We start from the raw sequence: 25,054 nt of genomic DNA on the forward strand, positions 1-25,054 counted from the left end.
TCACAGGTGCGTGAGCACGCTCCGCGCCAGCGCGTCCACTTCCTCCGGAATGGCGTGGACGCGCAGGCCGGTGTGCTGCTCCATCTTCCGCCGCGCCTCCTCCAGGACCTCATCCCGGACGCCCAGGAACCACGTCTCCGTCCAGCGGCTGCCCAGCAGCTTGCGCCCGCCCATCATCGCCAAGCCCACCACCGTGCAGGGCACGCCGTGCTCACGGGCCAGCGACTCCACGTACTCGCGCGTCGCGATGACGTCCTCGGGCTTCGTGTCCACCGCCACGGTCAGCACCACCAGGCGCGGCAGGAACGTCTCGTAGATGTGCGTGGACGCGTTGGCCCGGCGGTCCTGGCCCTGCGGCACGTAGAGCAGGCCGTTCTGCCCGCCGGTGATGACCAGGTCGCAGTCCTTCGCCAGCTCCGTCATGAGCCGCCGCTCGAACGCCAGCCGCTGCGGGCCCTCCACGCGCAGCACGCGCGAGTAGCCCGTGTCCGAGCCCAGCAGGATGCCCGTGGGCTCCGTGGCGTGGTGGCGCACGCGCACGTGCTTCGCCAGCGCCTCGCGCAGGTAGACCTGCGTGGTGAACTTGCCCTGCACCGTGTCCGTGCCGAAGACGCCCAGCAGGTTGCGCGGGCCGTAGTCCGCCAGGGCCGGCTTCGCGAGCGCCTCCTGCTCCGGCACCGCCACGCGGAAGAACAGGTCGGGGTCCGGCTCCAGCCCGTCGAAGAGGTCGTAATAGAGGATGTCGTCGTACAGCGACACCACCGGCAGCCGCCTGCGCGTGGCCACCTCCAGGAGCGCGCGGACGTGCGGGACCTCGGACTCGAAGTTGAGCGAGCAGGTAAAGACCACCGCATCGAAGTCATGGCTCGCGATGGCCGCCGGGTCGTTCACCACGGGCACGGACAGCTCACCCGCCTGGATGTACGTGCCCGCGTCGCTGAGCGTCACCGCGTCGTCGAAGACGACGCACGCGGGGGCCGGGCTCCGGTCGCGGAAGCGCAAGAGCGCGTAGCCTTCCTTGTTGTACTTGAAGACGGCGGTCCGCTTGCCCGCGAGCACCTCCATCACGTGCGCGCGCGTGTACATGTGCCGGCTGCGCAGCGTGGGGTTCATCTTCAGGGGCAGCCGCTGGTCGCCCTCCCAGATTTCACCCAGCTTCTGGTACAGCACCTCCGGGTCGTACTTGGGATAGGTGCGCGTGTCCGGCGCGATGAGCAGCGGCACGCCGTAGTCCGGCATCTGGAAGACGTGCTCGCGCTCGGAGCCCTCCACGCGCAGCGCGTAGCGGCCCTGCGGGTGCAGCAGGAAGTACTGGAAGGCGACGCGCAGGCCCGCGACCTCCAGCACCTCCGCGTCCAGCGTCAGCTCCCGGCGCGCCCCGGTGTTCACGCCCTCCAGCGACAGCCGGCGCAGGAGGAACGGCGGCTGCTCCTGCCCGCTGGCCTTGCTCACCTGGATGAGCACGCACTTGAAGGGGTCCACCGGGAAGGACGTGAGCAGCTCGGAGGAGAAGTCCTTCAGCCGCGACACGACATCCGCGTAGCGCGCGAGGAACAGCGCGCGCGCCCGGTCCCGCTGCGTAGGGTCCGGAATCATGAACAGCAGGTCGCTGCCGCTGAAGACCTCGAAGCGGCGCCACGTCTCGCGCGTCTCCGCGTCCACCGGCTCCGGCAGCTGCGCCTCCACCAGCTTGATGAGCGCGTACATCCACGCGTTGCCCGGCGTCAGCCAGTGCTCGCTGTAGAAGTCGCGTCCCCACGTCGAATAGTAGAGCCGGGGCAGCGACGGCGGCTCGGGCGGCGGCGGGGCGGCCTGGATCTCAACGGGCGCGGCGGGCTGCATGACGCCCTCCAGCCACTCGATGCCCTCGTGCCACCAGTGGCCGAACAGCTCCGTGTCGAACGCGAGCACGAACGTCTGCCCGTCCTGGACGAGCGAGCGGCGCGAGTCCAACAGCTCCCAGAACTCGCGCACGTGGTGCTTCACCTGGGCGCGGGCCGCCTCCACGTCGTAGAGCGCCTTCTGGCCCAGGTCGACCTTCTGGCCCGTCACCGCCTGGTACTTGAGACCCGTCCACACGTGTCCCCGCTTGTTCGCGGGCACGGGCACGCCCAGCTCCTCGAAGTACTCGGGCCGCAGGTCGAAGCCCACGTCCCGGAAGAACTCGCGGTACACCGGATGCGCGGGGAACGTGGACTCGGGTGACTTCCACAGGTACAGCCCGATGCGGTAGTCGTGGACGAGCACCTCCAGGTCCTCGTGGCGGAACACGCCGCTGGGGTCCTGGGCCTGGGACGCGCCAATGCCCGTCAGGCTGAGCGCGGTGCGGCGGATGCCATGGCGCGTGAGCACGCGCTCCAGCCCCGGCTGGAAGGCGCACTCGGGCAGCCAGAGGCCGTCCGGTTCGCCGCCGAAGGTGTCCTGGAAGGCCTCCACGCCCCGCGCCACCAGCCGGTCCGCGACGGCGGGCTGGAAGAAGGGCAGGAAGTTGTGCTGCGGCGTGGAGGTCCACAGCTGCACGTTGGACGGCCGGTCGCGCCCCAGCGTGGCGAACACGTCCCGCAGGCTGTGCTGCTGGAGGAACGCGAGGCTGTCCTCCACGCGCCGCAGGTACATGCCCGCGGTGCGGTGCACCCGCGCGAGCGACTCATCCGACAGGGCCTGGGGATACTTCTCATAGCGGTTGTAGAGGTCCAACCGCGACGTGCGCTCCAATTCGCGCGTGGCGATGCGCTTGAGCAACTGGAGGTAGCCCGTGTAGCGCTCCTCGCAGGCGACGAGCTGCTCGAAGAGGCACGGGGTGAAGGACATCACCAGCGTGCCGGCGAAGCGCTGGGAGTCCCAGCGCTCCAGCATCCGGAACAGCGGGATGTACGTCTCCGTCAGCGCTTCGAAGAGCCAGTTCTCCGGCTCATCGAAGAGGGACCCCTCGCCCAACACCTGCGGCATGTGGGTGTTGAGGATCAGGGTGAGGCGCGTGTTCATGAGGGGACCGCGAGACGGGGGGAAGCGGGGGAGGCACAGCGGACCGCGGGGCTGAGGCTAGGCGCCGCCGCCGCAGTCCTCGGAGGGAGACGTCGCGCCGTCCTCGGAACACAGCCGGTGGGCCGAGTTGTAGAGGTCCTGCCAGACCGTTCCCGGTCCCGATGCGACGAGCGTGTACGTGGTGCTGGAGAAGTTCGACGTGGCGAAGCCCAGGACGTCCGGGCCTCCGTTGACCTGCTCCAGCAGCTCCGAGACATCCTTGCGCGTGAATCGCATCGGGGACCTCCGTGTGGCGGGTGGAACGGCGGAAAAGAGAAGGCGCGGGCCGCGGGGCTAGTAGCAGCCGAACGTGGAGCGGTCCTCGGCGGTGACGGAGCCGCCGTCCTCGCAGGTCCACTGGTAGGTCCAGTAGTTCTGCCAGACAGCGCCGCCGCCGAAGGAGGGCACCAGGTTCCAGGTGGAGCCGGCGAAGGTGGAGGTGCCGAAGCCCTGGACATCCGGGCTGCCCTGCACCGCGTTCAACAGCTCACTGACGTTCTTGCGCGTGTAACGCATGGGAGTGCTCCGGGTGTGACGTGGGGAGACGGCGAACCGAAGGCGCTAGTAGCAGCCGATCTGCGCCGCGTCCTCGAACACGGTCTGGCCGCCGTCCTCACACATCCGGTGATTCGGGTTGTAGATGTCCTGGAGGATGTTGCCGCCCGCGGACGGGGTGATGTTGTACGTGTAGCCGCCGATGGTGGACGTCCAGAAGCCCACGACGTCGGGGTTGCCCTGCACGGTGCCAAGCAGCTCGGAGATGTTCTTGCGGGTGTACCGCATGGTGAGGACTCCAGGTGTTGAGGGGGATCAGCGGAGCCCTGAATCCTAGGAAGGGACCGGGGAGCGGGCAAGGCAGGGGAGGGTAGGGTGCCCGGAAGTGTCAGGAAAGACGCGTGGATTGGTGTTTCACGGTCTCACCGGACCCACCGCCCGGGATGCGCGGGCGCATGCCGACATCGAGCCAGGGTTCGAGCGCGAGCTGGACCCCGCATGCCGCGACGGTGACGAGCGCGGCGGTGAAGCCCGGTGCCTTCCACGCGCCGACGACGGCCGCCGCGGCGATGACCCACGGACGGATCAGCGTGAACGGCCCCAGGACCACCACGCTCGCCAGCGTCCGCACGTCGGCCTCCGCGGCGGCCCAGACGCCCATGCCCACCAGCGTCAGGGTCGCGTAGGGCAGGAGCACCCAGAGCATCGCCTGCGCGCAGACGAGCAACTGGGGGAACAGGCCCGGTGAGAACAGGCAGGCCCCGGCGATGCCGGCACCCACCAGCGCGGTCGTGAAGAGCCCCCGGCCCATCCCCCGGCGGATGGCGGCCCGGTAGAAGTCGGCCTTGAAGATGCGGGCGTCCCGGCCCGCGGCCACCCGGAAGCCGCAGAACGCGGCGTCGGTGACGGCCAGCAGCGCGAGCAGCACCGGAAGGACGGCGTTCATGTCGTGGGGCCCAGCCGTTCGCGCAGCGGGCCCAGGTGGCGCTGGAGCGGCTCCCACAGCTCCGCGCGCGTCCCCAGCGTGGCGGTCATGGGCCGGAGCATGGCGCCCAGGAGGTTGCGGGCTCCGTCCAGGGACGCGCAGGTGAAACCCGTGGCGGACCGGGCCGCCGACAGCAGCGTCCGTGTGGGATGGGCGCGCCGCGCGGAGACCACGCCATCATGGCGCGCGAGCGGCTCCCGCATGCGGGCCTGGTGGAACATCCACGAACCCCAGGGCGAGAGCACCGAGTGTTGGATGTCGTAGTGCACGAAGGCGTGTCCCTGCCGCTGGCCGGCGAAGAACGCGTTCAGGTCGTTGCCGCGAAAGTGATGCAGCACGCCCGTGGAGATGAAGATGTGTCCGGGCTGCTCCAGCTGGAACGCGTTCGCGACCCGGAGCTCGCATGAGAGGGATTCCTCCTCCGCGAGCCGCCGGGCGTTTTCAATCAGCGTCACGTTCATGTCACAACCGATGATCTCGACGTCACGGCCCAGCCGCCCATGCGCCGCGAGCGAGCGGACGGCGTAGCCGAGCCCACAGCCGACGTCGACGATGCGCAGCGGAGGCTTCACCCCGGACTCACGCAGCGCCTGGAGCAGCGGAAGCAACACGCAGCGGATGCGGTCCGCTTGCAGGAACTCCTCGCTCAGCCGCTGCAGCTCGATGTGGGAGCGCAGCAGGGCCAGGTCGCAGGCCTCGAAGTCGAGCGTGTCATTGGACGCGGGAAACCGCTGCACGAGCCGCGCGGCGGCCCGCTGCCCGTTCGCCATCAGCCGCGCCACGACGGAGTCGCGCGACACCGGCCGGGGCTGGAGCGTCGCGACGTCGTAGTCGACGATGAGGTCTGAGATTTCCAGCAGGTCGGAGGACATTCCAGCGAGTGCTCCGGAGTGTACCTCAACGCCGCGGCGCCCCTACTCGCCTGGCTGCCCGATGAGGTACGTGATGGCCATTCCCCGCGCGCGGTGGACGCCGGTGTGCCAGGTGTACCCGTTCGCGTCGAGCCCCGCCGTCAGCTTCTCCAGGTCCTCCGGCGCGTAGGTCCGCAGCGACGACACCACGCCATCCCAGAGGACGAGCAGCGGGATGATGGGCACCAGGTAGGTGAACAGCCATCGCCACCAGCGCCTGGGGCGGATGAACGGGGTGAAGCCCCACACCAGGGGGATGACGAGCAGCAACTGGAAGAAGATGTAGACCGGCGAGCGCTGCGTGAGCTCGAAGGCGGCGAAGGGGGCACGGCGCGCGACGGCGTCCTCGAGGAGGGCGCGGACCTGCGGCGGGCGCAGGTGGTGCAACGCCTCGAAGAGGGTCCGCACGCCCGTCAGCTCCTCGGGGACGCGCGTGGCATCCACTGGTGTGTCGCGGTAGTGCGCGCCCGGAGGCAGCTCCAGTCCAGGCGTGGGATGCAGGTCGGTGAGCAGCACCTCGGCCTCGGCGTTCTGCTTCTGGAGGACCGGGAGCAACGTGCGCCAGGGGCCACCGGTGCCGGAGCAGAGGTCGACAATCCGGTTCGTCCCCGACATGCGCAAGAGCGCCGCCAGCTGCGTCGCCATGCCGTCATAGGGACGCGTCTTGTCGAGCACGACGTGCAGGTAGTCGACCTCGCCCCGGCGCAGCGGCGCGGGCAGCCACGACTGGTCGAGGAACTCGAAGAGGTGGAGGCGGGGGAGCGATGGCATCGCGAGGAGGATAGGCGCGGGCCTATTGTTTCTCCAGGAACCGCTTGGCCTCCGTCAGGATGTCGTTGAGCTCCAGTCGCACCTCCTCCAGGTCCGGCCGCTTCTTCTCGGTGTATTTTTCGCCCAGCACCTTCGCCTTGAAGGCGTTCCCGCCGCGTGAGCGCTTCAGGCTGCGAAGCGCATTGGAGATGAGCTGCTGATGCGTCGCGCGGCCCGCCCAGAGCAGCAGGAACATGGCGTTGTCCCACAGGCGCATCAGGAGCCGCCGCTCGGATTCCTCGAGCTTCTTGTCCACCAGGATGAGGCGGGCCATGAGCACGAGTTGCAGGCGGGCCTTCACGAGCCGGCGGCTGTAGAACTCGAGGCCCAGGGCCTCCATGATGGACTTGGCGTACTTGTTCTTGTTGGCCGGGGCGAGCTTGTCGAAGTTCGTTTCGGCAACCTTCTTCTCGCGTTCCCGGGTCTTGGTGCTCAGCGTCTTCTCTTCCGAGCTATGGCGTTCGCCCAGCTCCTTCAAGGGCCCCAGGAGCTGGTTCAGCTCGCCCTCCAATTCCAGCAGGAGCGCCGTGGTGTCGGAGTCCTGACTGCCCTCCTCTGAATCACCAGACTGCTTGGACTTGAGCTCCTGGATCCGGGTCCGCAGCGACTGGTCCTTCTCCTCCAGCGGCTGCTTCTCCAAGAGCTGTCTTTGCTGGAGCTCGGCCTGTTTCTTCTTGGTCTTCGCGAGCTTGGATTGATGGTCCTTGTGGTGCAGACGCATCGACTTCTCATAGAGGCTCTGAGCCTCGATCTGCTTCTCTCCGAGCTTGCTGGCGAAGGTCCCTTTCTCAACCTTGCCGTCGAGCTTCAGGTAGGGGGAGTCCTTCGGAAAGACCTCTTGCACGTGCTCCGGCTTGAAGGGTGAGCCTTCCTTCAGGAAGGTGAGATCGCCCTTCACCTCCTGCTTGCCGGCCTGGACGGTCCGAAGCCCCAGATCCTCCTGGCCACAGACCACGGTCAGCCCACGGGGATGCGCGCAGGTGGAGATGAGGCCGGCGCACTGGAAGCAGGGCTCGAGCGACGTATAGAGGCGGGCGTTGGGGGGGAGCGTGCTGCCGGGGTTTTGCTGCGAGTAGAGCTTGAGCGTGCTCACCTCCGCGTGAAGCATGGAGGAGAAGTCCGCTCCCCAGCTCAGCAGCTCACCCGAGGGGCTCACGAGCAGTGCCCCCACCTTCAAACCCTTGCTGGGCTCCTCATCGTCCCGGCCCAGGTGGGTCTCGACCTGGTCATCGGTGGGCGCGGCCAGCGAGTACGCAACGAGCAGGAAGAGATGGTCGAAGAGCTGCTGGCTCCGGAGGCCCAGCCTGTCGTACGTGGCGCCACCCTTCAGCGGAGAGATCCACGGCGCCACGTGCGTGACGGGCCAGGGCGCATCGAAGACGATCCACTCCTCGTCATTCCCGGAGAGCACCTTCTCGAGCGTCTCCTCATTGGACTCGCTCCAGTCCGTATCCTTGTACGGCTTCTCCAGGGTCTGCTTGCCCTTGAGGTTGCGAAGGTTCGCCTTCGATGGACGCTCGATGTGAAGCGCATTGTCCTGGAGGTAGATGAGCCGGGGCTTCGGCCCGGTGATCTGCTGGGCGAAGATGCCGCGGTCCGCGTTCGAAGGAGGCCGCGTCAGATAGATGAGGGCATCCGCACGGGCGTCGGCGCCATAGCGCTCGCAGGCGTGCTGTACGACGTTCACGACCGCAGTATGCCCAGCATAGTCATTGGAGACATCGAGCCCGAAACAGAAGGACGGGCAGGTCGGCTTGCTCTTCGACGAGGTCGAGGGAGTCGGGGTCGTCGTCGTCGTGGTCGCTGACGCCTTGTTGTTGGAGGCGGCCTTGAGCGCCACGCTCGAGGGGATCAGCAGCGCGACGTCGCGGTTGCGCTCCTGCTTGAGCTGGAGCGCCATCTTCATTGCGGTGTCATGCAGAGACATCCAACGAGTATAGCGACCGGGTCCCCCCGCACCAGGGGCAGCGACCGCCCTACTTGCTCACCGCGATGGACTTGCGGAACAGCGCCAGGCTGTAGACGAAGAACCCCACGCCCACCGCGCTCACCATCAGGAATTGGCGCCAGACGGCCCACATCCCGCCGCCGCGGTAGATGATGACCTGCGAGAAGCTGACGAAGTGCCGGGCCGGCAGCAGGTACGTGAGGTATTGCAGCCACTTCGGCTGGCTCTCCACGGGCGTGCTGCCGCCCGAAAGCAGCATCAGCACCAGCACCACCAGGATGATGAGCAGCGCGAACTGCGCCATCGAGCGGGAGATGGTCCCCAGGAAGATGCCGAGCGCCGTGGCGAAGAACAGGTAGAGCACGACGCCCACGAACCACAGCACCACCGAGCCGGCGAAGGGCACCTTCAGCACCAGGTGCACCACCAGGAACAGCGACGCCCCGGTCGCGACGAGGATGACCAGGCTGTTGGCCCAGACCTTCGCCATGGCGATCTCGAATGACGTCAGCGGCATCACGAGCAGGTGCTCCAGCGTCCCGTGCTCGCGCTCGCGGATGACCGCGGCGCCCGTGAGGACGACCGTCAGCAGCGTGATTTGATTGATGATGGCCACCACGCTCTTGAACCAGGACGACACCCCGTTGGGGTTGAAGAGCTTGCGGATGACCAGGTTGACGGGCTTCGGCCCCGTCTCCTCCGTGCGCTTGAGGAAGGAGGAGATGCGGTCGTTGAGGATGTTCTTGATGTAGCCGGAGCCGATGCCCGCCTGCTGCATGGCGGTCGCGTCGATGTTCAGCTGGACGTCCGGGTTGCGCCCCGCGCGCAGGTCGTGCTCGAAGCGGGGCGGAATCACCACGACGAACATGAACCGGCCCCGGTCCATGTCCGGCTGGATGTCATCCGCGGTGATGACCTCCGGCAACATGAAGCGGGGCGGATAGAACGCGTTGAGCAGCTCCTTGGACAACGCGGACCCGTCCTCGTCGACGAACGCAATGGAGGCGTTGTTCACCTCGCTGGAGGTGCCCGTGGCCTGGACGTAGATGGCCAGGGTGAACGCATACACGACGAACACGACCAGCACCGCGTCGCTGAGCAGGCTGCGGATCTCCTTGAGCCCGAGCCACAGGATGTTCAGCAGTGAGTTCACCGCTACTTCTCCTGCTTTCTCAGGCCGAGGACGCTGATGGCCAGAAGGAGGGGGACGCACACGGCCAGGAAGGCGACGTCCCGCAGGATGAGGCCCGCGCTCAGTCCCTTGGTGAAGGCGCCCAGGCTGGCGTGCATGTAATAGGTGGCCGGCCAGATGGAGCCGACGAGCTTGGCGCCACCCTGGAGCGTGGAGACCGGCTGCAGCAGGCCGGAGAACTGGATGGTCGGCACGATGGTCAGGATGGCCGTGACGAAGACGGCCGCCACCTGGCTGCCGGTGAAGGTGGACGTCACCATCCCAATGCCTGTCGTCGCCATGACGTAGAACAGCGCGCAGACCACCAGCGTCAGGAAGCTGCCCTTGATGGGGACGCCGAAGACGACCAGCGACAGCGCGGTCAGGATGAAGAAGTTGGCCATGCCGATGGCCACGTAGGGCAGCTGCTTTCCAAGCAGGTACTCCAGCCGCCCCGTGGGCGTGACGTAGAAGTTGATGATGGACCCCAGCTCCTTCTCCCGCACGATGCTGACCGTCATGAGGATGGCCGGGATGAGCAGGAGCAGCAGCGCCGGGACGCTCGGCACGATGGAGTAGATGCTCTTGAAGGTGGGGTTGTAGAGGTAGCGCTCCTCGATGTTGGCCGTGGACTCCTGCGCGCTGGCGGAGTGGAAGCCGCTCGCGGGATCCCGGAGCATCCGGTTGTGGACCCCCTGCACGTACTGCTCGACGGTGTCGCCGCGGAAGGTCATGGCGCCGTCCACCTGCGCCAGCACCTCGGGACCGGAGCCCCGGCGGAGGTCCAGACCGAAGCGGGGCGGAATCTCCATCACCACCGAGACATCGTCGGACTGGAGCCGGCGGAGCGCTTCATCCGAGGACTGCGCGGGCTGCGTCGGGGCGAAGTAGGGCTTCGCCGCGCTGAACTGCTCCAGGTATGCGCGGCTCTCGGGTGACTGGTCGAGGTCCAGCGCGGCATAGCGGATGTTCTCGACGTCGGTCGTGATGCCGAAGCCGAAGACGAGCATCAACACCGCCGAGCCGATGAAGGCGAATGCCAGCCGGACCTTGTCGCGGAGGATCTGACTGGTCTCGTTGGCGGCATACGCGAGCAGCCGGCCCAGCCGCAGCCGGAGGCCGGCCCGGTCCGTCCGGGGCGCGGCCGGGGGCTGGGGCGGAGGGGCGGCTTCGGGCGCGGGAGCCGGGGGCGTGTCCTTGCCCTCGGCGCGGGCCTTCTCGGCGATGGCGTCTTCCATGTAGCCGATGAAGGCGGTCTCCAGGCTGTCCGCGTTCCGGGACTCGATGAGCTTCTGGGGGCTGTCCGCCGCCAGCACCCTGCCCGCGTTCATCAGGGAGATGCGGTCGCAGCGCATCCCCTCGTTCATGAAGTGCGTGGTCACGAAGATGGTGACGCCCTGCTTGCGCGACAGGTCGATGAGCAGCTCCCAGAAGCTGTCCCGGGCGACCGGGTCCACGCCCGACGTGGGCTCGTCCAGGATGAGGATTTGAGGCCCGTGCAGCACGGCGACGGCCAGGGAGAGCCGCTGGCGCAGGCCCATGGGCAGGTCCCCGGCCAACGCGTCCATGTGCGCGCCCAGCCCGAACCGCTCGACCAGCTCATCGATGCGCGCCTTCGCCTTGTCCGGAGGCAGGTGGTAGAGCCGGGCGTGCAGGACCAGGTTCTGCTGGACGCTCAGCTCGCCGTAGAGCGAGAACGCCTGCGTCATGTAGCCCAGGTTCTTGCGCACCTCCATGCTGCCTGCGTCCACGGAGCTGCCGAAGAGCTTCGCCGTGCCCTCCGTGGGAGGCAGCAGGCCGGTCAGCATCTTCATGGTCGTGGACTTGCCGCAGCCGTTGGAGCCCAGGAAGCCGAAGATCTCACCGCGCTCGATGGACAGGGTGACGTGGTCCACGGCGGTGAAGGTCCCGAAGCGGCGGGTCAGCCCGTGGGCCTCGATGGCCAGCTCCGCGTTGCCTGGCGGTCGGGGCGGGATGGTGATCTCCTTGTGGCCCCGGCGCTTCTCCTCGGGCAGGAGCGCGATGAAGCACTTCTCCAGGTCCTGGGTCCCCGTGCGCGCCATCAGCTCCGCGGGGGACCCTGTCGCCAGCACGCGCCCCGCGTCCATGGCGACGATCCAGTCCCACTGCTGCGCCTCGTCCATGTACGCCGTGGAGATGATGACGCTCATGCCGGGGCGCCCGGCGCGAATCTCGTCGATGAGGGTCCAGAACTGCCGCCGGGAGAGCGGATCCACGCCGGTGGTGGGCTCGTCGAGGATGAGCAGGTCCGGGTCGTGCACCAGCGCGCCGCACAGCCCCACCTTCTGCTTCATGCCGCCGGAGAGCTTGCCCGCGGGGCGCTCCGCGAACTTCCCCAGGCCGGTGGCCGCGAGCAGCTCCGGGACGCGCACTTTGCGCTCCTCGGGGGACAGCCCGAAGAGCCGGGCCATGAAGTCCACGTTGTCGTAGACGCTGAGCTCCAGATAGAGGTTCTTGCCCAGGCCCTGGGGCATGTACGCGATGCGCGGCCCCACGTCGCGCCGGTGCCGCGCGTCCCCGATGTCCCCGTCCAGGACCCTCACGCGCCCCTGCTGCATCTTCTTGGCGCCCGCGACCAGGGCCATCAGCGTGGACTTGCCCACGCCGTCAGGCCCCACGATGCCCACCCGGATGCCGCTGGGGACGTCGAGCGAGAGGCCGTCCAGCGCCACGGCCTTGCCGTAGCGGTGGGTCACGTCCTGGATGGAGACCACGAGCCGGCTGCTGGAGCCGGCTGGCGCCCCTGGAGACACGGATGAGACCATGGCTGGGCCTTCCCTTGTCGCCGGGCTACTGGGGGTCGGATTCCGCGGTGACGACGTTCTGCAGCCGGGAGGGCCACGCCGCGTCAGGGTCCACCTTGACGTAGCCGACCCCGCGGATGCCGGTCTTGATGCGCTCGACGTAGCGGCTGGCCAGCTCCCGGGGGACCTGGAGCTTCAGGCGGAACACCAGCTTCTCCCGCTCGCTCTTCGTCTCCACCTGCTTGGGCGTGAACTGCGCTTCCGGTGACACGAAGGACACGTAGCCGGGGATGGAGCGGTCGGGCTCGAAGTCGACGGTGAGGCGCGCCTCGGAGCCGATCTTCACGCGGGCGGCCTCGCTCGCGGGGAGGAAGATCTCCATGAAGACGTCCTCCAGATTCACCAGCGTGAGCGCGGGGCCGCCTGGCGACAGCACCTCGCCGGGCTCCGCGAGCCGGTAGAGGACCCGGCCCGTCACCGGGGACTTGAGGGTCGCGTCGTTGATGCGCGTCTGGATCGTCGCCGCGTTGGCTCGCGCGACTTCAATCTCCTCCCGTGAGGTCTTCAGCGTGGCCTCGGCCTCCGCCAGGCCGGCCCGGCTGGTCTTCAGCTCGCTCTCCCGGACGTCCAGGTCCCGCTGCGAGCCGGCCCCTCTGGCCACCAGCCTCCGCGAGCGCTCGACCTCGATGGTGGCCAGCTGGATTTCACTCTTCTGTTTGACGATGCCCGCCTCGGCCACCGCCAGCTTCTCCTGCGTGGCCGCGAGGTTCGCGTTGGCCTCCGCCAGGTTGGACTCCAGCGTGGTGGTGTCCAGGCGCACCAGCACCTGTCCTGGCTTGACGAGGTCGCCTTCGTTGACGAGGACCTCCCGCACCCGCAGGGGCTCCTTCGCGGAGACATCCGCCAGCTTCGACTCGATGCGCCCGTTGCCCGAGACGATGCCTTCCGGCAGCGCGGACTTCTTCCCCTTCCAATATTTGAAGCCGATGAACGCGGCGATCGCGATGGCGACCAGCCCAATCACCCACTTGTATTTCCCTTTCGCGCTCTTGGGCATGGCGGAGTCTCTATGGCTTGACGGGCTGCGAGACCGTCTTGGTTTCTTGCTTTCGCGGCTTGGACAGCATGTCGCCCCAGTGGGTCCGCTGTTCCATCTCCGCCTGCATCGGCTCCGGCACGATGGGCTGATCGCGGCGGACCTCCCAGCCTCCGCCCAACGCCTTGTAGAGGGCGACCAGGTTCGTGGCGATGGAGGAGCTCGTCTGGGCCAGGTTGTTCTGCTGCTCCAGGAGCGACCGTTGCGCGTCCAGCACGCGTTGATAGTCCACGGCGCCTTCGCGGTACTGCACCACCGCGAGCTCCACGGAACGCTGCGCGGCCTTCACCGAGGCCTGCTGGAAGGCCATGGCCTGCTGGGCGTGGATGAAGCCCGTCAGGGCGTCCGCCACCTCCTGGGCCGCCTTGAGCACGGTGTTGCGGTAGTTGACGAGCAGTTGCTGGAACCGCGCGTCCTCCACCCGCACCCCGTTCTTCAGGCGGCCGTAGTTCAGGAAGGGAAAGACGACCCGGGGGCCCACGGAATAGAAGAGGCTGCCCAGGGAGAAGAGGTTGCCGGAGGCCGCGGCGCTGGTGCTCGCCTGGAGCCCGATGGTCCCGAAGAGGGAGAAGCTCGGGTAGAGCTCCGCCTCCGCGATGCCAATCCGGGCGCACTGCGCGGCGGCATACAGCTCCGCGGCGCGGACATCCGGGCGCCGCCGTAGGATCTCCGCCGGCATGCCGACAGCCACCGTCGCGGGCGCCACGGGAATCTGCTTCGGGCCCGCGAGCAGCGCCTCCACCTCGCCCGTGGGCTGGCCCAGCAGCGTGCTCATGGCGTTGCGAGCCTGCTCCAGCCCGCCTTCCAACTGGGGGATGGTGGCGCGGGTGCTCTCCAGAAGAGTCGCGGCCTGCGTCATATCCAGCTCGGAGGTGACGCCGTTCTTGAAGCGCGCCTCGGCGATGCGGTAGCCCTCCTCCTGGATGCGCACGTTCTCCCGCGCCTGCTCGATGAGCACCTCGTACGTGCGGACCAGCACATAGGTTCGCGCGACCTCCGCGGTGAGCGAGACGATCGAGGACTGGTAGTCCGCCACCGACGCCAGCAGGCCTGCGGTCCCCGACTCCACGCCCCGCCGGTACTTGCCCCAGAAGTCCACCTCCCACAGCGCGTCGAAGCCCAGCTGGTACTCCAGGAAGTGGCGGTCGATGGAGCCCAGGTTGAAATCGATGGGGTTGGCCGCGGCGGAGTTCTCACTGCGCCCCACCGCGGCGGCGCTGCCGACGAGGGCCTGGGCCTGCGGGTACTGCCGGCCGGTGAGGATGGCCAACTGGGCGCGCGCCTCGACGATCCTCAGTCCTGAAATCTGCAACGGCAGGTTCTGCCGGGCGGCGAGCTCGACGAGCCGGTCCAGCGAGGGATCACCAAATGACTTCCACCATTGGGTGTCGACCGCGGCCTGCGTCGACAGGCGCGGGTCGCCCTGGGTGCGCCACTCCTTCGCGACCGCGGCCTCGGGCCTCTTGAAGTCGGGGCCGACCGCGCACCCGGAGAGCGCGGCGAGGACGCCGAGCAGCGGCACGGTGCCCACGAAGGATGTGAATCCCGGCTTCATCCCCTGCATGGCGTTGGCCGTCCCCCTCATCCGCGACACCTCGATGGGAGCGGAGATTCAACATGGGGGGCGCCGCGCGGAAGTGCGGCGCGTTCAAATGCCCTGGAGGGCAGTGCCCGGTGTCCGTTGGACCAAGGCAGGCCCGGACCCGGGGGCATGAGGGCTGTCACCTGCCGCGGCCGGTAGCAACCCTATGTCCATGGCACAGGACACGCACTCGGAGCCCCTGAAGCGCAAGACCTATGAAAAGGAGCTGCGCAAGCTCCAATCCCAGCTCTGCCAGCTCCAGGATTGGGTCAAGCAGGAGCAGATGCGCGTCATCGTCGTCTTCGAAGGCCGGGACGCGGCGGGCAAGGGCGGAACGATTCGCGCCATCACCGAGCGGGTCAGTCCCCGGGTGTTCCGCGTGGTGGCCCTCCCGGCGCCGTCGAGCCGGGAGAAGTCACAGATGTACCTGCAGCGGTACGTGCCGCATTTCCCCGCGGCGGGTGAGATCGTGATCTTCGACCGCAGCTGGTACAACCGGGCTGGGGTGGAGCCCGTGATGGGCTTCTGCACGCCCGAGGAACACGAGCGCTTCCTCATCGGCTGTCCCGTCTTCGAGAAGTACATGGTCGAAAGCGGAATCCTCCTGCTGAAGATCTGGCTGGAGGTCGGCAAGGCGGAGCAGGCGCGGCGGTTCGCGGCGCGCATCGACGACCCCTTGCGGCAGTGGAAGCTCAGCCCCATGGACATCAAGTCCTGGACGCGCTGGTACGACTACTCCCAGGCGAGGGATCAGATGCTGGCCGCGACGGACACGCCGTATGCGCCCTGGTTCATCCTGCGGTCCGACAACAAGAAGAAGGCGCGGCTCAACTGCATCCGCTTCCTGCTGGAGAAGATTCCCCATCAGCGCGTGAAGCGCCCCAAGGTGAAGCTGCCCCGCCGCTCCACGAAGGGCGAGTACGACGACGAGGCTTCCCTTCAGGGGAAGCACTTCATTCCCGAGAAGTACTGAGTGCCTGCCCGAGGAGGGCGGCGGGGTCCGTCACCTCCAGGTCCGCGCCGTGGCGGCGCAGTCCGGAGGGCTGGCCCAGCCGGTCGACGCCAATGACATACGCGAAGTGGGCCTCCCGCGCGGCCGCGACGCCCGCGGGGGTGTCCTCGAAGAGGACCGCCTCGTCGCAGGTGACGCCGAGCTCCCGGGCCGCCGCGAGGTAGAGCTCGGGGAGCGGCGTGGCCTCGAGCCGTGCGTCGAAGAGGTCCGCGATGCCGGCCGACCGGAGCATCTCCGCGCCGTGCCTGCTCGCGCAGACGGCCGCGGTCCGGAGTCCCTCGGCGCGCGCCGCCTGGACGTAGCGGACCGCTCCCTCATAGGTCTCCACGCGCTCCTGCCGGAGCAGCTCCACCAGCAGCTCCGCCTTGCGGTCGTTCAGGGCGTGGACCGTGCTCTCCGGCAGCTCGATGCCGCGGGCATCGAGGAACGCGTGGATGCCCTCCAGGGAGGGCCTGCCATCGAAGCAGCGGCTGTAGTCGCGCACCAGGTCGAAGGGGATGAAGGGCTGCCCCGAGGACCGCGCGCGCTGCCGCAGGTAGTAGTCGCACAACTGTTTCCAGGCCCTGGCATGGAGGCTGGCGGTCTGCGTGAGGACGCCATCCACGCCGAAGAGGCAGGCGCGCGCGCGTGGCGGGAGCCCCAGCTTCGTGCGTGCGAGGGGCGGCTGGCCCAGGATGAAGGCGTCCACCGCGTGGGCGAAGCCGTCCTCCTCGTTGGTGCGGGTGATGTGGCGCGCGGAGCGTTGAACCTCGGCGCTGGCGTTGCCCATGGCGATGCCCAGGCCGGCGGTGTTGAGCATGGGCAGGTCGTTGGCCATGTCTCCGATGACGGCGATCTGCTCGAGGGGAAGCGAGAGGAGGCGCGCGGCCTCACGTACGACCATCCCCTTGTTCGCCTCGGGGTGCGTGACGTCGAGGTAGTAGGCCGTCGAGCGCGCCGCGGATGCCTCGGCGCCCAGCCGCACGGCGAGCTCCGCCTCGCAGCGCGCGACCCGCGCCGTGTCCTCGCTCACCCCGACGATCTTGATGGCGGCGTCGAGCACGCCGTGCAGGTCCGTGACGACGGTCGGGTCGAACCCGACGTTGTTCCGCTCGCGCGCCACGCGGAAGGCGTCGCGGTCGCGGAGGAACCAGCCCGCCCCCTGATAGACCCAGACATCCAGGCCCGCCTGGAGCATGAAGTCGACGGCGTCCCCGGCGATGGCGGGAGGCAGGGTCCGCTGCGCCAGCACCGTCGTCAGGTCGGGCTTGACGTACATGCCGCCGTTGAAAGCGGCCAGGGGTGCGGTGAGGCCCAGCGGGCCCACCAGCCCGGCCATCCCACGCGGCGGACGCCCGCTCGTGAGGGTGAACATGACGCCGCTGTCACGCAGCCGCGCCACGGCCTCACGGGTTCGCGAGGTGAGGACCTTGTCCTTCGTCACCAGCGTCCCGTCGACGTCCGCGATGAGCAACTTGATGGTCATGGCTGTCTCCGCCCGCCCGCTGCCGTGACCGCACGACGGGCGTTGGTTGCCATTGACAGTGCGGCCCAAGGCTCAAGATGGCATCGCGACGCGGGCCGCACGTGCCTGCCCGGCGTCCGGAGGCAGCCCCGTTGCCGAGCGCCCCATCGCTGGTTGTCGGCGCACCCGGACGCGCTCAGGTTTGGCTCCAGGGACGGGAGGAAGACATGCCGACGATGCCAGGGCTTGGCGAAACCGCGCGAGCCATCGTTGCCGACGCGAAGGGCATCCTGGCGGCGGACGAGACGGTCTCCACGATCACGAAGCGCCTGACCGCGCGCGGAATCGAGTCGACCGCGGACAGCCGCCGCGCCTACCGGGAGCTGCTCTTCAGTACGCCCGGCATCGCCGAGTTCATCGGCGGTGTCATCCTGCAGGACGAGACGATCCACCAGGACAGCGCCACCGGCATCCCGCTGGCCGACCTGCTCGCGGGCCGCGGCATCATCCCCGGCATCAAGGTCGACGCCGGCGTCCGTCCCCTGGCCGGCGCGCCGGGAGAGTCCGTCACGGAAGGGCTCGACGGCTTGCGCGAGCGGCTGGAGGAATACCGCGAGCTGGGCGCGCGCTTCGCCAAGTGGCGCGCGGTCTTCGTCATCCGCGAGGGACGTCCCTCGGCGACGTGCATCCACGCGAACGCGCACGCGCTCGCGCGTTACGCCGCCCTCTGCCAGGAGCAGGGCCTGGTGCCCATCGTGGAGCCCGAGGTCCTGATGGAGGGCGCGCACGCGCTCGAGCGGTGTGAGGACGTGACGGGGCGCGTGCTGCAGGCGGTCTTCACCGAGCTCTTCGTCGCGCGGGTGGCCCTGGAAGGGATGTTGCTCAAGCCGAACATGGTCACCGCGGGCCACGGCTTCGCGAGGCAGGCCTCGGTGGAGCAGGTGGCGGAGGCGACGTTGCGCGTCCTGACGCGCCATGTGCCGCCCGCGGTCCCCGGCATCGTCTTCCTGTCCGGCGGACAGGACGCGGTCCTGGCCACCGCGCACCTCAACGCCCTCAATGCGCTGGAAGGCCCGAAGCCCTGGACGCTGAGCTTCTCCTTCGGACGCGCGCTGCAGGACGAGGCGCTCGCTGCCTGGCGGGGCCAGCGTGAGCAGGTGCCCGCCGCCCAGCGGGCGTTCCTCCACCGCGCCTGGTGCGACAGCGCGGCGGTCCTGGGCGGCTACAGCGCGGCCATGGAGGGCGAAGCGGCCATCGCCCCGGACGACTCAACACTCCACACCCACCACTGATGGGAGGCATGTCATGGCACACCCCGAAGGGACGGAAGCGTCGGAATATGGGCCACCGTTGTCCGCCAGGGAGCACGGCCCGGGGCCCTCCGCTCCAGGCCGGGAGCGGACCCGGGGCGGAGGACCGCTCACCGCCAGGGAAGTGGAGTTGATGAACGCGTACTGGCGGGCGTGCAACTACCTGGCGGTGGGGATGATCTACCTCCAGGACAACCCGCTCTTGAGCAGGCCCCTGGTGCCGAAGGACGTGAAACACCGGCTGCTCGGCCACTGGGGCGCGAGCCCGGCGCTCTCGTTCACCTGGGTCCACCTGAACCGGCTCATCGTCGAGCAGAACCTCGACGTCATCTTCGTGGCCGGGCCGGGCCACGGCGCCCCGGGCGTGCTCGGGCCGGCGTACCTGGAGGGCACCTACTCGGAGGTCTATCCGGACAAGAGCCAGGACGCGGAAGGGATGCGGAAGTTCTTCAAGCAGTTCTCCTTCCCCGGGCACATCGGCAGCCACGTCACCCCGGAGACGCCGGGCTCCATCCACGAAGGCGGTGAGCTGGGCTACAGCCTCTCCCACGCCTACGGCATGGCCTTCGACAACCCGGACCTCATCGTCGCCTGTGTCGTGGGGGACGGCGAAGCGGAGACCGGACCGCTCGCGACGGCCTGGCACTCGAACAAGTTCCTCAACCCCGTGCGGGACGGCGCCGTGCTGCCCATCCTGAACCTCAACGGGTACAAGATCGCCAACCCCACCATCCTCTCCCGCATCAGCCCGGAGGAGCTGGAGGCCCTGTTCGTCGGCTACGGCTACAAGCCCTACGTCGTCGAGGGCAGCGACCCGGTCCAGATGCACCAGAAGATGGCGGAGACGCTGGAGCGCGCCGTCGAGGAGATCCGCGCCGTGCAGAAGAAGGCCCGGCTGACGGACACGCCGACGCGCCCGCGCTGGCCCATGATCATCCTGCGCTCACCCAAGGGCTGGACCGGCCCGAAGGAGCTGGACGGGCACCGGCTGGAGGGCTCCTGGCGCTCCCACCAGGTCCCCTTCGGCGACGTGCGCGACAACCCGGCGCACCTCAAGGCGCTGGAAGACTGGATGCGCAGCTACCGCCCCGAGGAGCTGTTCGACGCGGAGGGACGGCTGATGCCGGAGCTCCGGTCGCTCGCGCCCAAGGGGAACCGGCGGATGAGCGCGAACCCCCACGCCAACGGCGGCCTGCTCCGCAAGGCGCTCAGGATGCCTGACTTCCGCGACTACGCGGTCAAGGTCGGCTCGCGCGGCACCACGCTGCATGAGAACACGAAGCCGCTCGGCGAGTTCCTGCGGGACGTCATGCGGGACAATCCGACGACCTTCCGCGTCTTCGGCCCGGACGAGACCGCCTCCAACCGGCTCCAGGCCCTCTACGAGGTGACCGGCAAGACGTGGATGTCCGCGCTGCTGCCGGAGGACGCGGACGGGGGGCATCTCGCGCGGGACGGCCGCGTCATGGAGATGCTGTCGGAGCACACGCTGCTGGGCTGGCTGGAAGGGTATCTGCTCACGGGGCGCCACGGCCTCTTCCACACCTACGAGGCGTTCGCCCACGTCGTGGACTCCATGTTCAACCAGCACGCCAAGTGGTTGGACATCAGCAAGAACCACGTGAAATGGCGGGCCCCGGTCGCCTCGGAGAACATCCTCCTCTCCTCGACGGTGTGGCGTCAGGACCACAACGGGTTCTCACATCAGGACCCGGGCTTCATCGACCTGGTGACGAACAAGTCCGGCTCGGTCACGCGCATCTACCTGCCGCCGGACGCCAACACGCTGCTGGTGGTGGCGGACCAGTGCCTGCGCAGCACCGACTGCGTCAACGTCATCGTCGCGGACAAGCAGAAGCACCTGCAGTTCACCAGCATCGAGGAGGCCGTCGCCCACTGCGCCAAGGGGCTCGGCATCTGGAAGCGGGCCAGCACGGACGAGGACGCGGAGCCGGACGTCATCATGGCCTGCTGCGGCGACGTCGCGACGCAGGAGGCCCTGGCCGCGGCCTCCATCCTGCGTGCGCGCGCACCCCAGTTGAAGCTGCGCTTCATCAACGTCGTGGACCTGTTCAAGCTCCAGTCGTTGGCGGAGCACCCGCACGGGTCCACCCAGCGCGAGCTGGAGAGCCTGTTCCCGCCGGGCAAGCCGATCATCTTCAGCTTCCACGGCTACGCCTCGCTCATCCACAAGCTGGCCTATCGCTACATCAACCACGAGGACCTGCACGTGCACGGCTACCGGGAGAAGGGCAACATCAACACGCCCTTCGAGCTGGCCATCCTCAACGACACGTCCCGCTTCCACCTGGTCATCGACGTCATCGACCGTGTGCCAGGGCTGCACGCGAAGGCGGGGCACCTGAAGGAGGAGATGAAGAACGCCATCCTCGAAAACCTGGCCTACGCGCACGAGCACGGCCGGGACCGCCCTGAGATCGCGGACTGGACCTGGCCGGACTGAGGGACCGCTCACGCATGGCGCGACCGGGCGCCATGCGTGAGCCTCGCGGCGGCTACTGCCCCAGCACGACGCGGAAGATGCGCTCGTTGCTGTTGTTGGGGATGCTGTCCTTGTCACCCTGGTTGGTGGTGGTCAGCCACAGGTTGCCGTCCGGGGTGGGCTCCACGGTGCGCAGCCGGCCGTAGGTGCCGACGAAGAACTGCTGCACGTTGGTCAGGCTGGTGCCGCTGATGACCTCGCGGTAGAGGCGCGTGCCGCGGCCGCAGGCCACGTAGAGGACGTCGCGCACCACCGTGATGCCGGAGCACGAACCGTCCGCCGTGGAGTACGTCATCTTCGGCGCGATGTAGCCGGCCGTCGCGCAGCCCGAGCCGCCCTGGGACACCGTGCCCTCGCAGTTGGGCCAGCCGTAGTTGCCGCCCTTCTGGATGAGGTTGGTCTCGTCCATCACGGAGTTGCCGAACTCCTGCTCCCACAGGCGGCCCTGCGAGTCGAAGGCCAGGCCCTGCGGGTTGCGGTGGCCGTAGCTCCACACGTAGTTGCCGAAGGGGTTGTCGGACGGGACGGTGCCGTCCGCGTTGAGCCGCAGCACCTTGCCGGCCAGGTTGTTGATGTCCTGCGCGTAGGCGCCGTTCTGGGCATCCCCCGTGGACGCGTAGAGCTTCCCGTCCGGGCCAAAGCGCAGGCGCCCGCCGTTGTGGAACTTGTTGCGGCCGATGCCCTGGAGCAGCACCTGGAGCGACGCGGTGTCGAGGGCGCCGTTCTCATACCGCAGCCGCACGATGCGGTTGTCGGTGGGGGAGGTGTGCATCACGTACAGCCAGCGGTCGGTGGCGAAGGTGGGGGAGAGCGCCAGCCCCATCAGGCCGCCCTCGCCGTCGGTGCTCTGCACGTTGGGGACGGTGCCCACGGACGTCTTCTGGCCCGTCGCCGGGTCCAGGCGGATGATGTTCTGCGCGTCGCGGCGGCTGTAGAGCACCGTTCCGTCCGGCAGGTTCACCAGACCCCACGGGATGTCCGTGTCGGTGGCGACCTGGATGACGGAGCAGACGGCGTTCGCGCAGGCCTGTCCCGTGGTGACCGTCACGGACGCGCTCTGGGCGGACGCGTTGGACTGGGCGTCACGGGCGAGCACGGCGTAGGTGTAGGCCGTGTTCGCGGACAGGCCGCTGTCGACGAAGGAGGTCCCCGGCGGCGCGCCGGCCACCGTGCCAATCTTCACGCCGCCCCGGAACACGTCGTACGCGGTCACGCCCACGTTGTCGGTGGACGCGGTCCAGTTCACCGTCACGCTGGTGCCGGACGCGGCGGCGGTGACGCCGGTCGGGATGCTGGGAGCCTGGGTGTCCGCCTGGCACTGCGGCACGGTGATGGAGAGCGTGGCGCTGCCCTGGGAGACATTGCCCACCGCGTCCCGTGCATTCACATACAGGCCCCAGGTCACGCCGGGGACCAGGGTCAGCCCGGTGGACACCGTGGCGCCGGAGACGGACTTCATCAGCTGGCCGTCATGGTAGACGTCATAGAAGGCGACGCCCTGGTTGTCCGTGGAAGGCGACCAGGACAGCGTGGCCGAGTTGCACGTCACGTTGGACAGCGCGAGCCCGGTGGGCACGGTGGGCGCCTGGGTGTCCGCCGGGAACGACCACTGCTGGTTCGTCTGCGCGTTGCAGGACCAGACGATGACCTTCGAGCTGTTGGCGGTGGCCTGACCGGACACGTCCAGGCACAGCGAGGTCGCCGTGTGGATCACCGCGCCAGCGGTGTTGCGCACCCACCGTTGGTTCGCCGTCCCATTGCAGGCGGCGATGACGGCCCGGGCCCCGGAGCTGGCGGTCTCCGGCTGGACGCACCAGGAGCCACCGAACGCGCGCAGCTCGCCCTCCGGCGTGAAGAGGAACCGCTGGTTGTCCTGGCTGTGGCAGTCATAGATGTGGAGCTCCTGCCCCGCGGTCTGGCTGTTCTGCGCCACGTCGAGGCAGCGGCCGGACTGCACGCTGACGAGCCGCGAGCCGGCGACCACCGCGGCGCTCTGGGTCTGGAGTTCGGGGTCGGTCTCCGGCTTCTCTCCACAACCAACAGCGGCGACCAGGAATGCTCCTGCCACCAGGGGACGCACGTGCATTGAGACGCTCCTTTGCATTCCTCCTCTTTCAGGAAATCCATGGAAGACCTCAAGTGAACTCTCGGGAACGCACGTGCGGGTGTTGAACGGCTATCAACAGGGACGGGCGTTCAATTGCCTGCCGTCGAAGTCGCTCTCACCGCCGCTGCTCCCGGGAGCCGCTCCGCGCGGAACCGGCGCAGGCGGCGGCTGCTGATGGTCAGACCGTCGATTCCGCCAGAGGCCGCGCGCGTGAACGTGACCGCGCCGAGCGAGCCGGCGAAGTGGTCTCCGCCCACCGCATCCAGCACGACCTCCTCCCGGCGTGGCCAGTGGATGGCCAGCTTCCCGTCCGCGACGCGCACCGTGTAGGTCGTGTCGACCTCGTCGCTGCGGTACTGCCCCGCGAAGGCCGCCAATGCCGGACCCGTGGGCTTCGGCTCGGTGACGCGGATGAAGGGCCTTTCCATCGGCCAGAAGTCCCGGATGCCCAGCTCGCGCGGGCTCGAGAAACGCCAGACGTGCGTCGACTCACCGGGACGGAACGCGCCATCGCCCATGGGCACGAGGGCGGTGGGCGTGCCCACCTGTCGCAGCGCTCCGTCCTTGAGCTCCACCCGCACCACCTCACCCGTCAGGGGGCTCCAGTAGTCGCCGGCCAGCGCCGCCAGCTCCGTCTCCGCCACCTTCACGGCAGGCGGTATCTCGTCCTTCATGTGCGCGCCCAGGTACACGTCAGCCACCTTGCGGGCGAGCGCGCTGGCATCGATGAGGCCGCTGTTGCAGAGCGTGACGATGGCGACCCGGTGAGCCGGAAAGAGGAGGGACTCCGTGCGGTAGCCGCCGTCCATGCCGTCGTGGCTCACCATGTCCAGGCCGCGATACCCCGCCAGCCGGAGGCCGCCGCCGTAGCCCGTCTCGGTGCCGTCGTTCAGCCTGCCGGAGGTCCGCACCATCGAGACCAGCGCCTGCCCACCGACGCGTGCGTCGAGCAGGTTCTGCTGCCACTTCAGCAGGTCGCCTATCGTGGAGTACAGGTTGCCCGCGCCGTAGTGGTCGGAATGGGCGTCACTGAGGCGCCAGCCACCGCCGTCGCGGGAGGTGTAGCCCCAGGCTCGCCGGGGGAAGAGCTCGGTGTGGTCCTCGCGGAAGCGGGTGTCTGTCATCCCGAGCGGCTTGAAGATGCGCTCGTCGGTGAACGCTCGCAGCGACTGACCGGAGACGCGGCGCACCACGAGCCCCAGCAACGTGTACGCGGCATTGCCATACAGGACCTCCGCGCCCGGCTCGAAGTTCACGCCGCGCTGCCGGCTCAGCGCCCAGAGGACGTCCGCCTCGGTGGACACGTCATCCCCGCGCCAGCCCGCCAGGTTCAGCAACTGTCCCTGCTCCCGCAGCCCGTTGGTGTGATGCATCAGGTGCGCGAGCGTGATGACCTTGGGAAACGCGGGCAGCTCCGGCACGTGCTCGCGGATGTCGTCGTCCAGCGAGAGCTTGCCCTCCTGCGCCAGCAGCCCAATCGAGAAGGCCGTGAACTGCTTGGAGATGGAGGCGATGGAGAAGACGGAGCGCGGCGTGACCGGCACGTCGTGCTCCAGGTCCGCCATGCCGTAGCCGCGCGCGTAGTCCAGCGCGCCGTCGCGTGAGATGCCCACCGCGCAGCCGGGCACCGTCTTGCTGCTCCACTGCGAGAAGAGGGCATCCACCTGCTTGTGGCGCCCCCTGGGCAGCGTGTCCGCGGCCAGGGCGGGGGCGCACGTGAGGGCGACGAGCAGAAGCGAAGACACGGGCAGCTTGCGCGGCATGGGGTGCTTTCCAGGCAATGGGTGTGCGGGAAGCACGATGCCCACGCGGGTGCCGCGCCGGGAAAGTGTTCAGCCGGTGGGGACGGGCCCGCGGCGAACGGGCCCCCCGGTGCGGCGAACGGGCCGCG

Annotated in this window: 18 protein-coding genes; 3 read left to right on the forward strand and 15 right to left on the reverse strand. The window is 68.6% G+C overall.

Translation table 11 applies throughout. The features are described from left to right. From ACX114_RS07310 to ACX114_RS07365, 12 genes are all read right to left on the reverse strand, one after another. Window positions 1-2,985, reverse strand: a complete 2,985-nt coding sequence (locus ACX114_RS07310; RefSeq protein WP_459296059.1) for a hypothetical protein — start codon at window positions 2,983-2,985, stop codon at window positions 1-3. A 57-nt stretch (window positions 2,986-3,042) separates the two neighbouring features. Beyond that, window positions 3,043-3,261: a hypothetical protein gene (locus ACX114_RS07315; protein WP_459296061.1), complete on the reverse strand. Its 219-nt coding sequence runs from the start codon at window positions 3,259-3,261 to the stop codon at window positions 3,043-3,045. A gap of 57 nt (window positions 3,262-3,318) precedes the next feature. Further along, on the reverse strand, window positions 3,319-3,540 hold the full coding sequence (locus tag ACX114_RS07320) for a hypothetical protein (protein ID WP_459296063.1): 222 nt from the start codon (window positions 3,538-3,540) through the stop codon (window positions 3,319-3,321). A 45-nt stretch (window positions 3,541-3,585) separates the two neighbouring features. Continuing rightward, window positions 3,586-3,807 (reverse strand): hypothetical protein, encoded by a 222-nt coding sequence (locus ACX114_RS07325; protein WP_206799038.1) that lies wholly within the window; start codon window positions 3,805-3,807, stop codon window positions 3,586-3,588. 100 nt (window positions 3,808-3,907) lie between these two features. Next, window positions 3,908-4,465, reverse strand: a complete 558-nt coding sequence (locus ACX114_RS07330) for a hypothetical protein (RefSeq protein WP_459296065.1) — start codon at window positions 4,463-4,465, stop codon at window positions 3,908-3,910. Next, a complete protein-coding gene (locus ACX114_RS07335; protein WP_459296067.1) occupies window positions 4,462-5,376 on the reverse strand; it encodes a class I SAM-dependent methyltransferase in 915 nt (304 codons plus the stop codon). The genes ACX114_RS07330 and ACX114_RS07335 overlap by 4 nt, the downstream gene beginning before the upstream one ends. A 42-nt stretch (window positions 5,377-5,418) precedes the next feature. Beyond that, on the reverse strand, window positions 5,419-6,186 hold the full coding sequence (locus ACX114_RS07340) for a hypothetical protein (protein ID WP_459296069.1): 768 nt from the start codon (window positions 6,184-6,186) through the stop codon (window positions 5,419-5,421). A gap of 22 nt (window positions 6,187-6,208) precedes the next feature. Continuing rightward, the gene (locus tag ACX114_RS07345; protein WP_459296071.1) at window positions 6,209-8,131 is read right to left on the reverse strand and encodes a Bd3614 family nucleic acid deaminase; all 1,923 of its coding nucleotides are present in this window, start codon (window positions 8,129-8,131) and stop codon (window positions 6,209-6,211) included. A 70-nt stretch (window positions 8,132-8,201) separates the two neighbouring features. Continuing rightward, a complete protein-coding gene (locus ACX114_RS07350; RefSeq protein ID WP_459296073.1) occupies window positions 8,202-9,326 on the reverse strand; it encodes an ABC transporter permease in 1,125 nt (374 codons plus the stop codon). A 2-nt stretch (window positions 9,327-9,328) separates the two neighbouring features. Beyond that, window positions 9,329-12,130 (reverse strand): ribosome-associated ATPase/putative transporter RbbA, encoded by a 2,802-nt coding sequence (gene rbbA, locus ACX114_RS07355; protein WP_459296075.1) that lies wholly within the window; start codon window positions 12,128-12,130, stop codon window positions 9,329-9,331. A gap of 25 nt (window positions 12,131-12,155) precedes the next feature. After that, window positions 12,156-13,166, reverse strand: coding sequence for an HlyD family secretion protein (locus tag ACX114_RS07360; protein ID WP_459296077.1), 1,011 nt, complete (start codon window positions 13,164-13,166; stop codon window positions 12,156-12,158). 10 nt (window positions 13,167-13,176) lie between these two features. Continuing rightward, window positions 13,177-14,760, reverse strand: coding sequence for an efflux transporter outer membrane subunit (locus tag ACX114_RS07365; RefSeq protein WP_459296079.1), 1,584 nt, complete (start codon window positions 14,758-14,760; stop codon window positions 13,177-13,179). 199 nt (window positions 14,761-14,959) lie between these two features. On the opposite strand from ACX114_RS07365, the gene ppk2 reads away from it, so the two are divergent. Then, window positions 14,960-15,760, forward strand: coding sequence for a polyphosphate kinase 2 (gene ppk2, locus ACX114_RS07370; RefSeq protein ID WP_459296081.1), 801 nt, complete (start codon window positions 14,960-14,962; stop codon window positions 15,758-15,760). Here the strand turns inward: ppk2 and ACX114_RS07375 are convergent. After that, window positions 15,741-17,264: a Cof-type HAD-IIB family hydrolase gene (locus ACX114_RS07375; protein WP_459296083.1), complete on the reverse strand. Its 1,524-nt coding sequence runs from the start codon at window positions 17,262-17,264 to the stop codon at window positions 15,741-15,743. The two genes, ppk2 and ACX114_RS07375, sit on opposite strands and share 20 nt — an antisense overlap. A gap of 206 nt (window positions 17,265-17,470) precedes the next feature. Between ACX114_RS07375 and ACX114_RS07380 the strand changes: the two genes are divergently transcribed. Next, window positions 17,471-18,535, forward strand: coding sequence for a class I fructose-bisphosphate aldolase (locus ACX114_RS07380; protein WP_459296085.1), 1,065 nt, complete (start codon window positions 17,471-17,473; stop codon window positions 18,533-18,535). 13 nt (window positions 18,536-18,548) lie between these two features. Beyond that, window positions 18,549-21,017 carry a phosphoketolase family protein gene (locus ACX114_RS07385; protein WP_459296087.1) on the forward strand — a complete coding sequence of 823 codons (2,469 nt, stop codon included), beginning with the start codon at window positions 18,549-18,551 and terminating at the stop codon, window positions 21,015-21,017. Between the two features lie 52 nt (window positions 21,018-21,069). On the opposite strand, the gene ACX114_RS07390 is transcribed toward ACX114_RS07385, so the two are convergent. Both ACX114_RS07390 and ACX114_RS07395 read right to left on the reverse strand, forming a co-directional pair. Then, on the reverse strand, window positions 21,070-23,142 hold the full coding sequence (locus tag ACX114_RS07390; RefSeq protein WP_459296089.1) for a PQQ-dependent sugar dehydrogenase: 2,073 nt from the start codon (window positions 23,140-23,142) through the stop codon (window positions 21,070-21,072). A 110-nt stretch (window positions 23,143-23,252) separates the two neighbouring features. Beyond that, window positions 23,253-24,926: a serine hydrolase domain-containing protein gene (locus ACX114_RS07395; protein WP_459296091.1), complete on the reverse strand. Its 1,674-nt coding sequence runs from the start codon at window positions 24,924-24,926 to the stop codon at window positions 23,253-23,255. Between the last annotated feature and the right edge of the window lie 128 nt (window positions 24,927-25,054).

It is taken from the genome of Corallococcus sp. M7 (genome assembly GCF_054512695.1).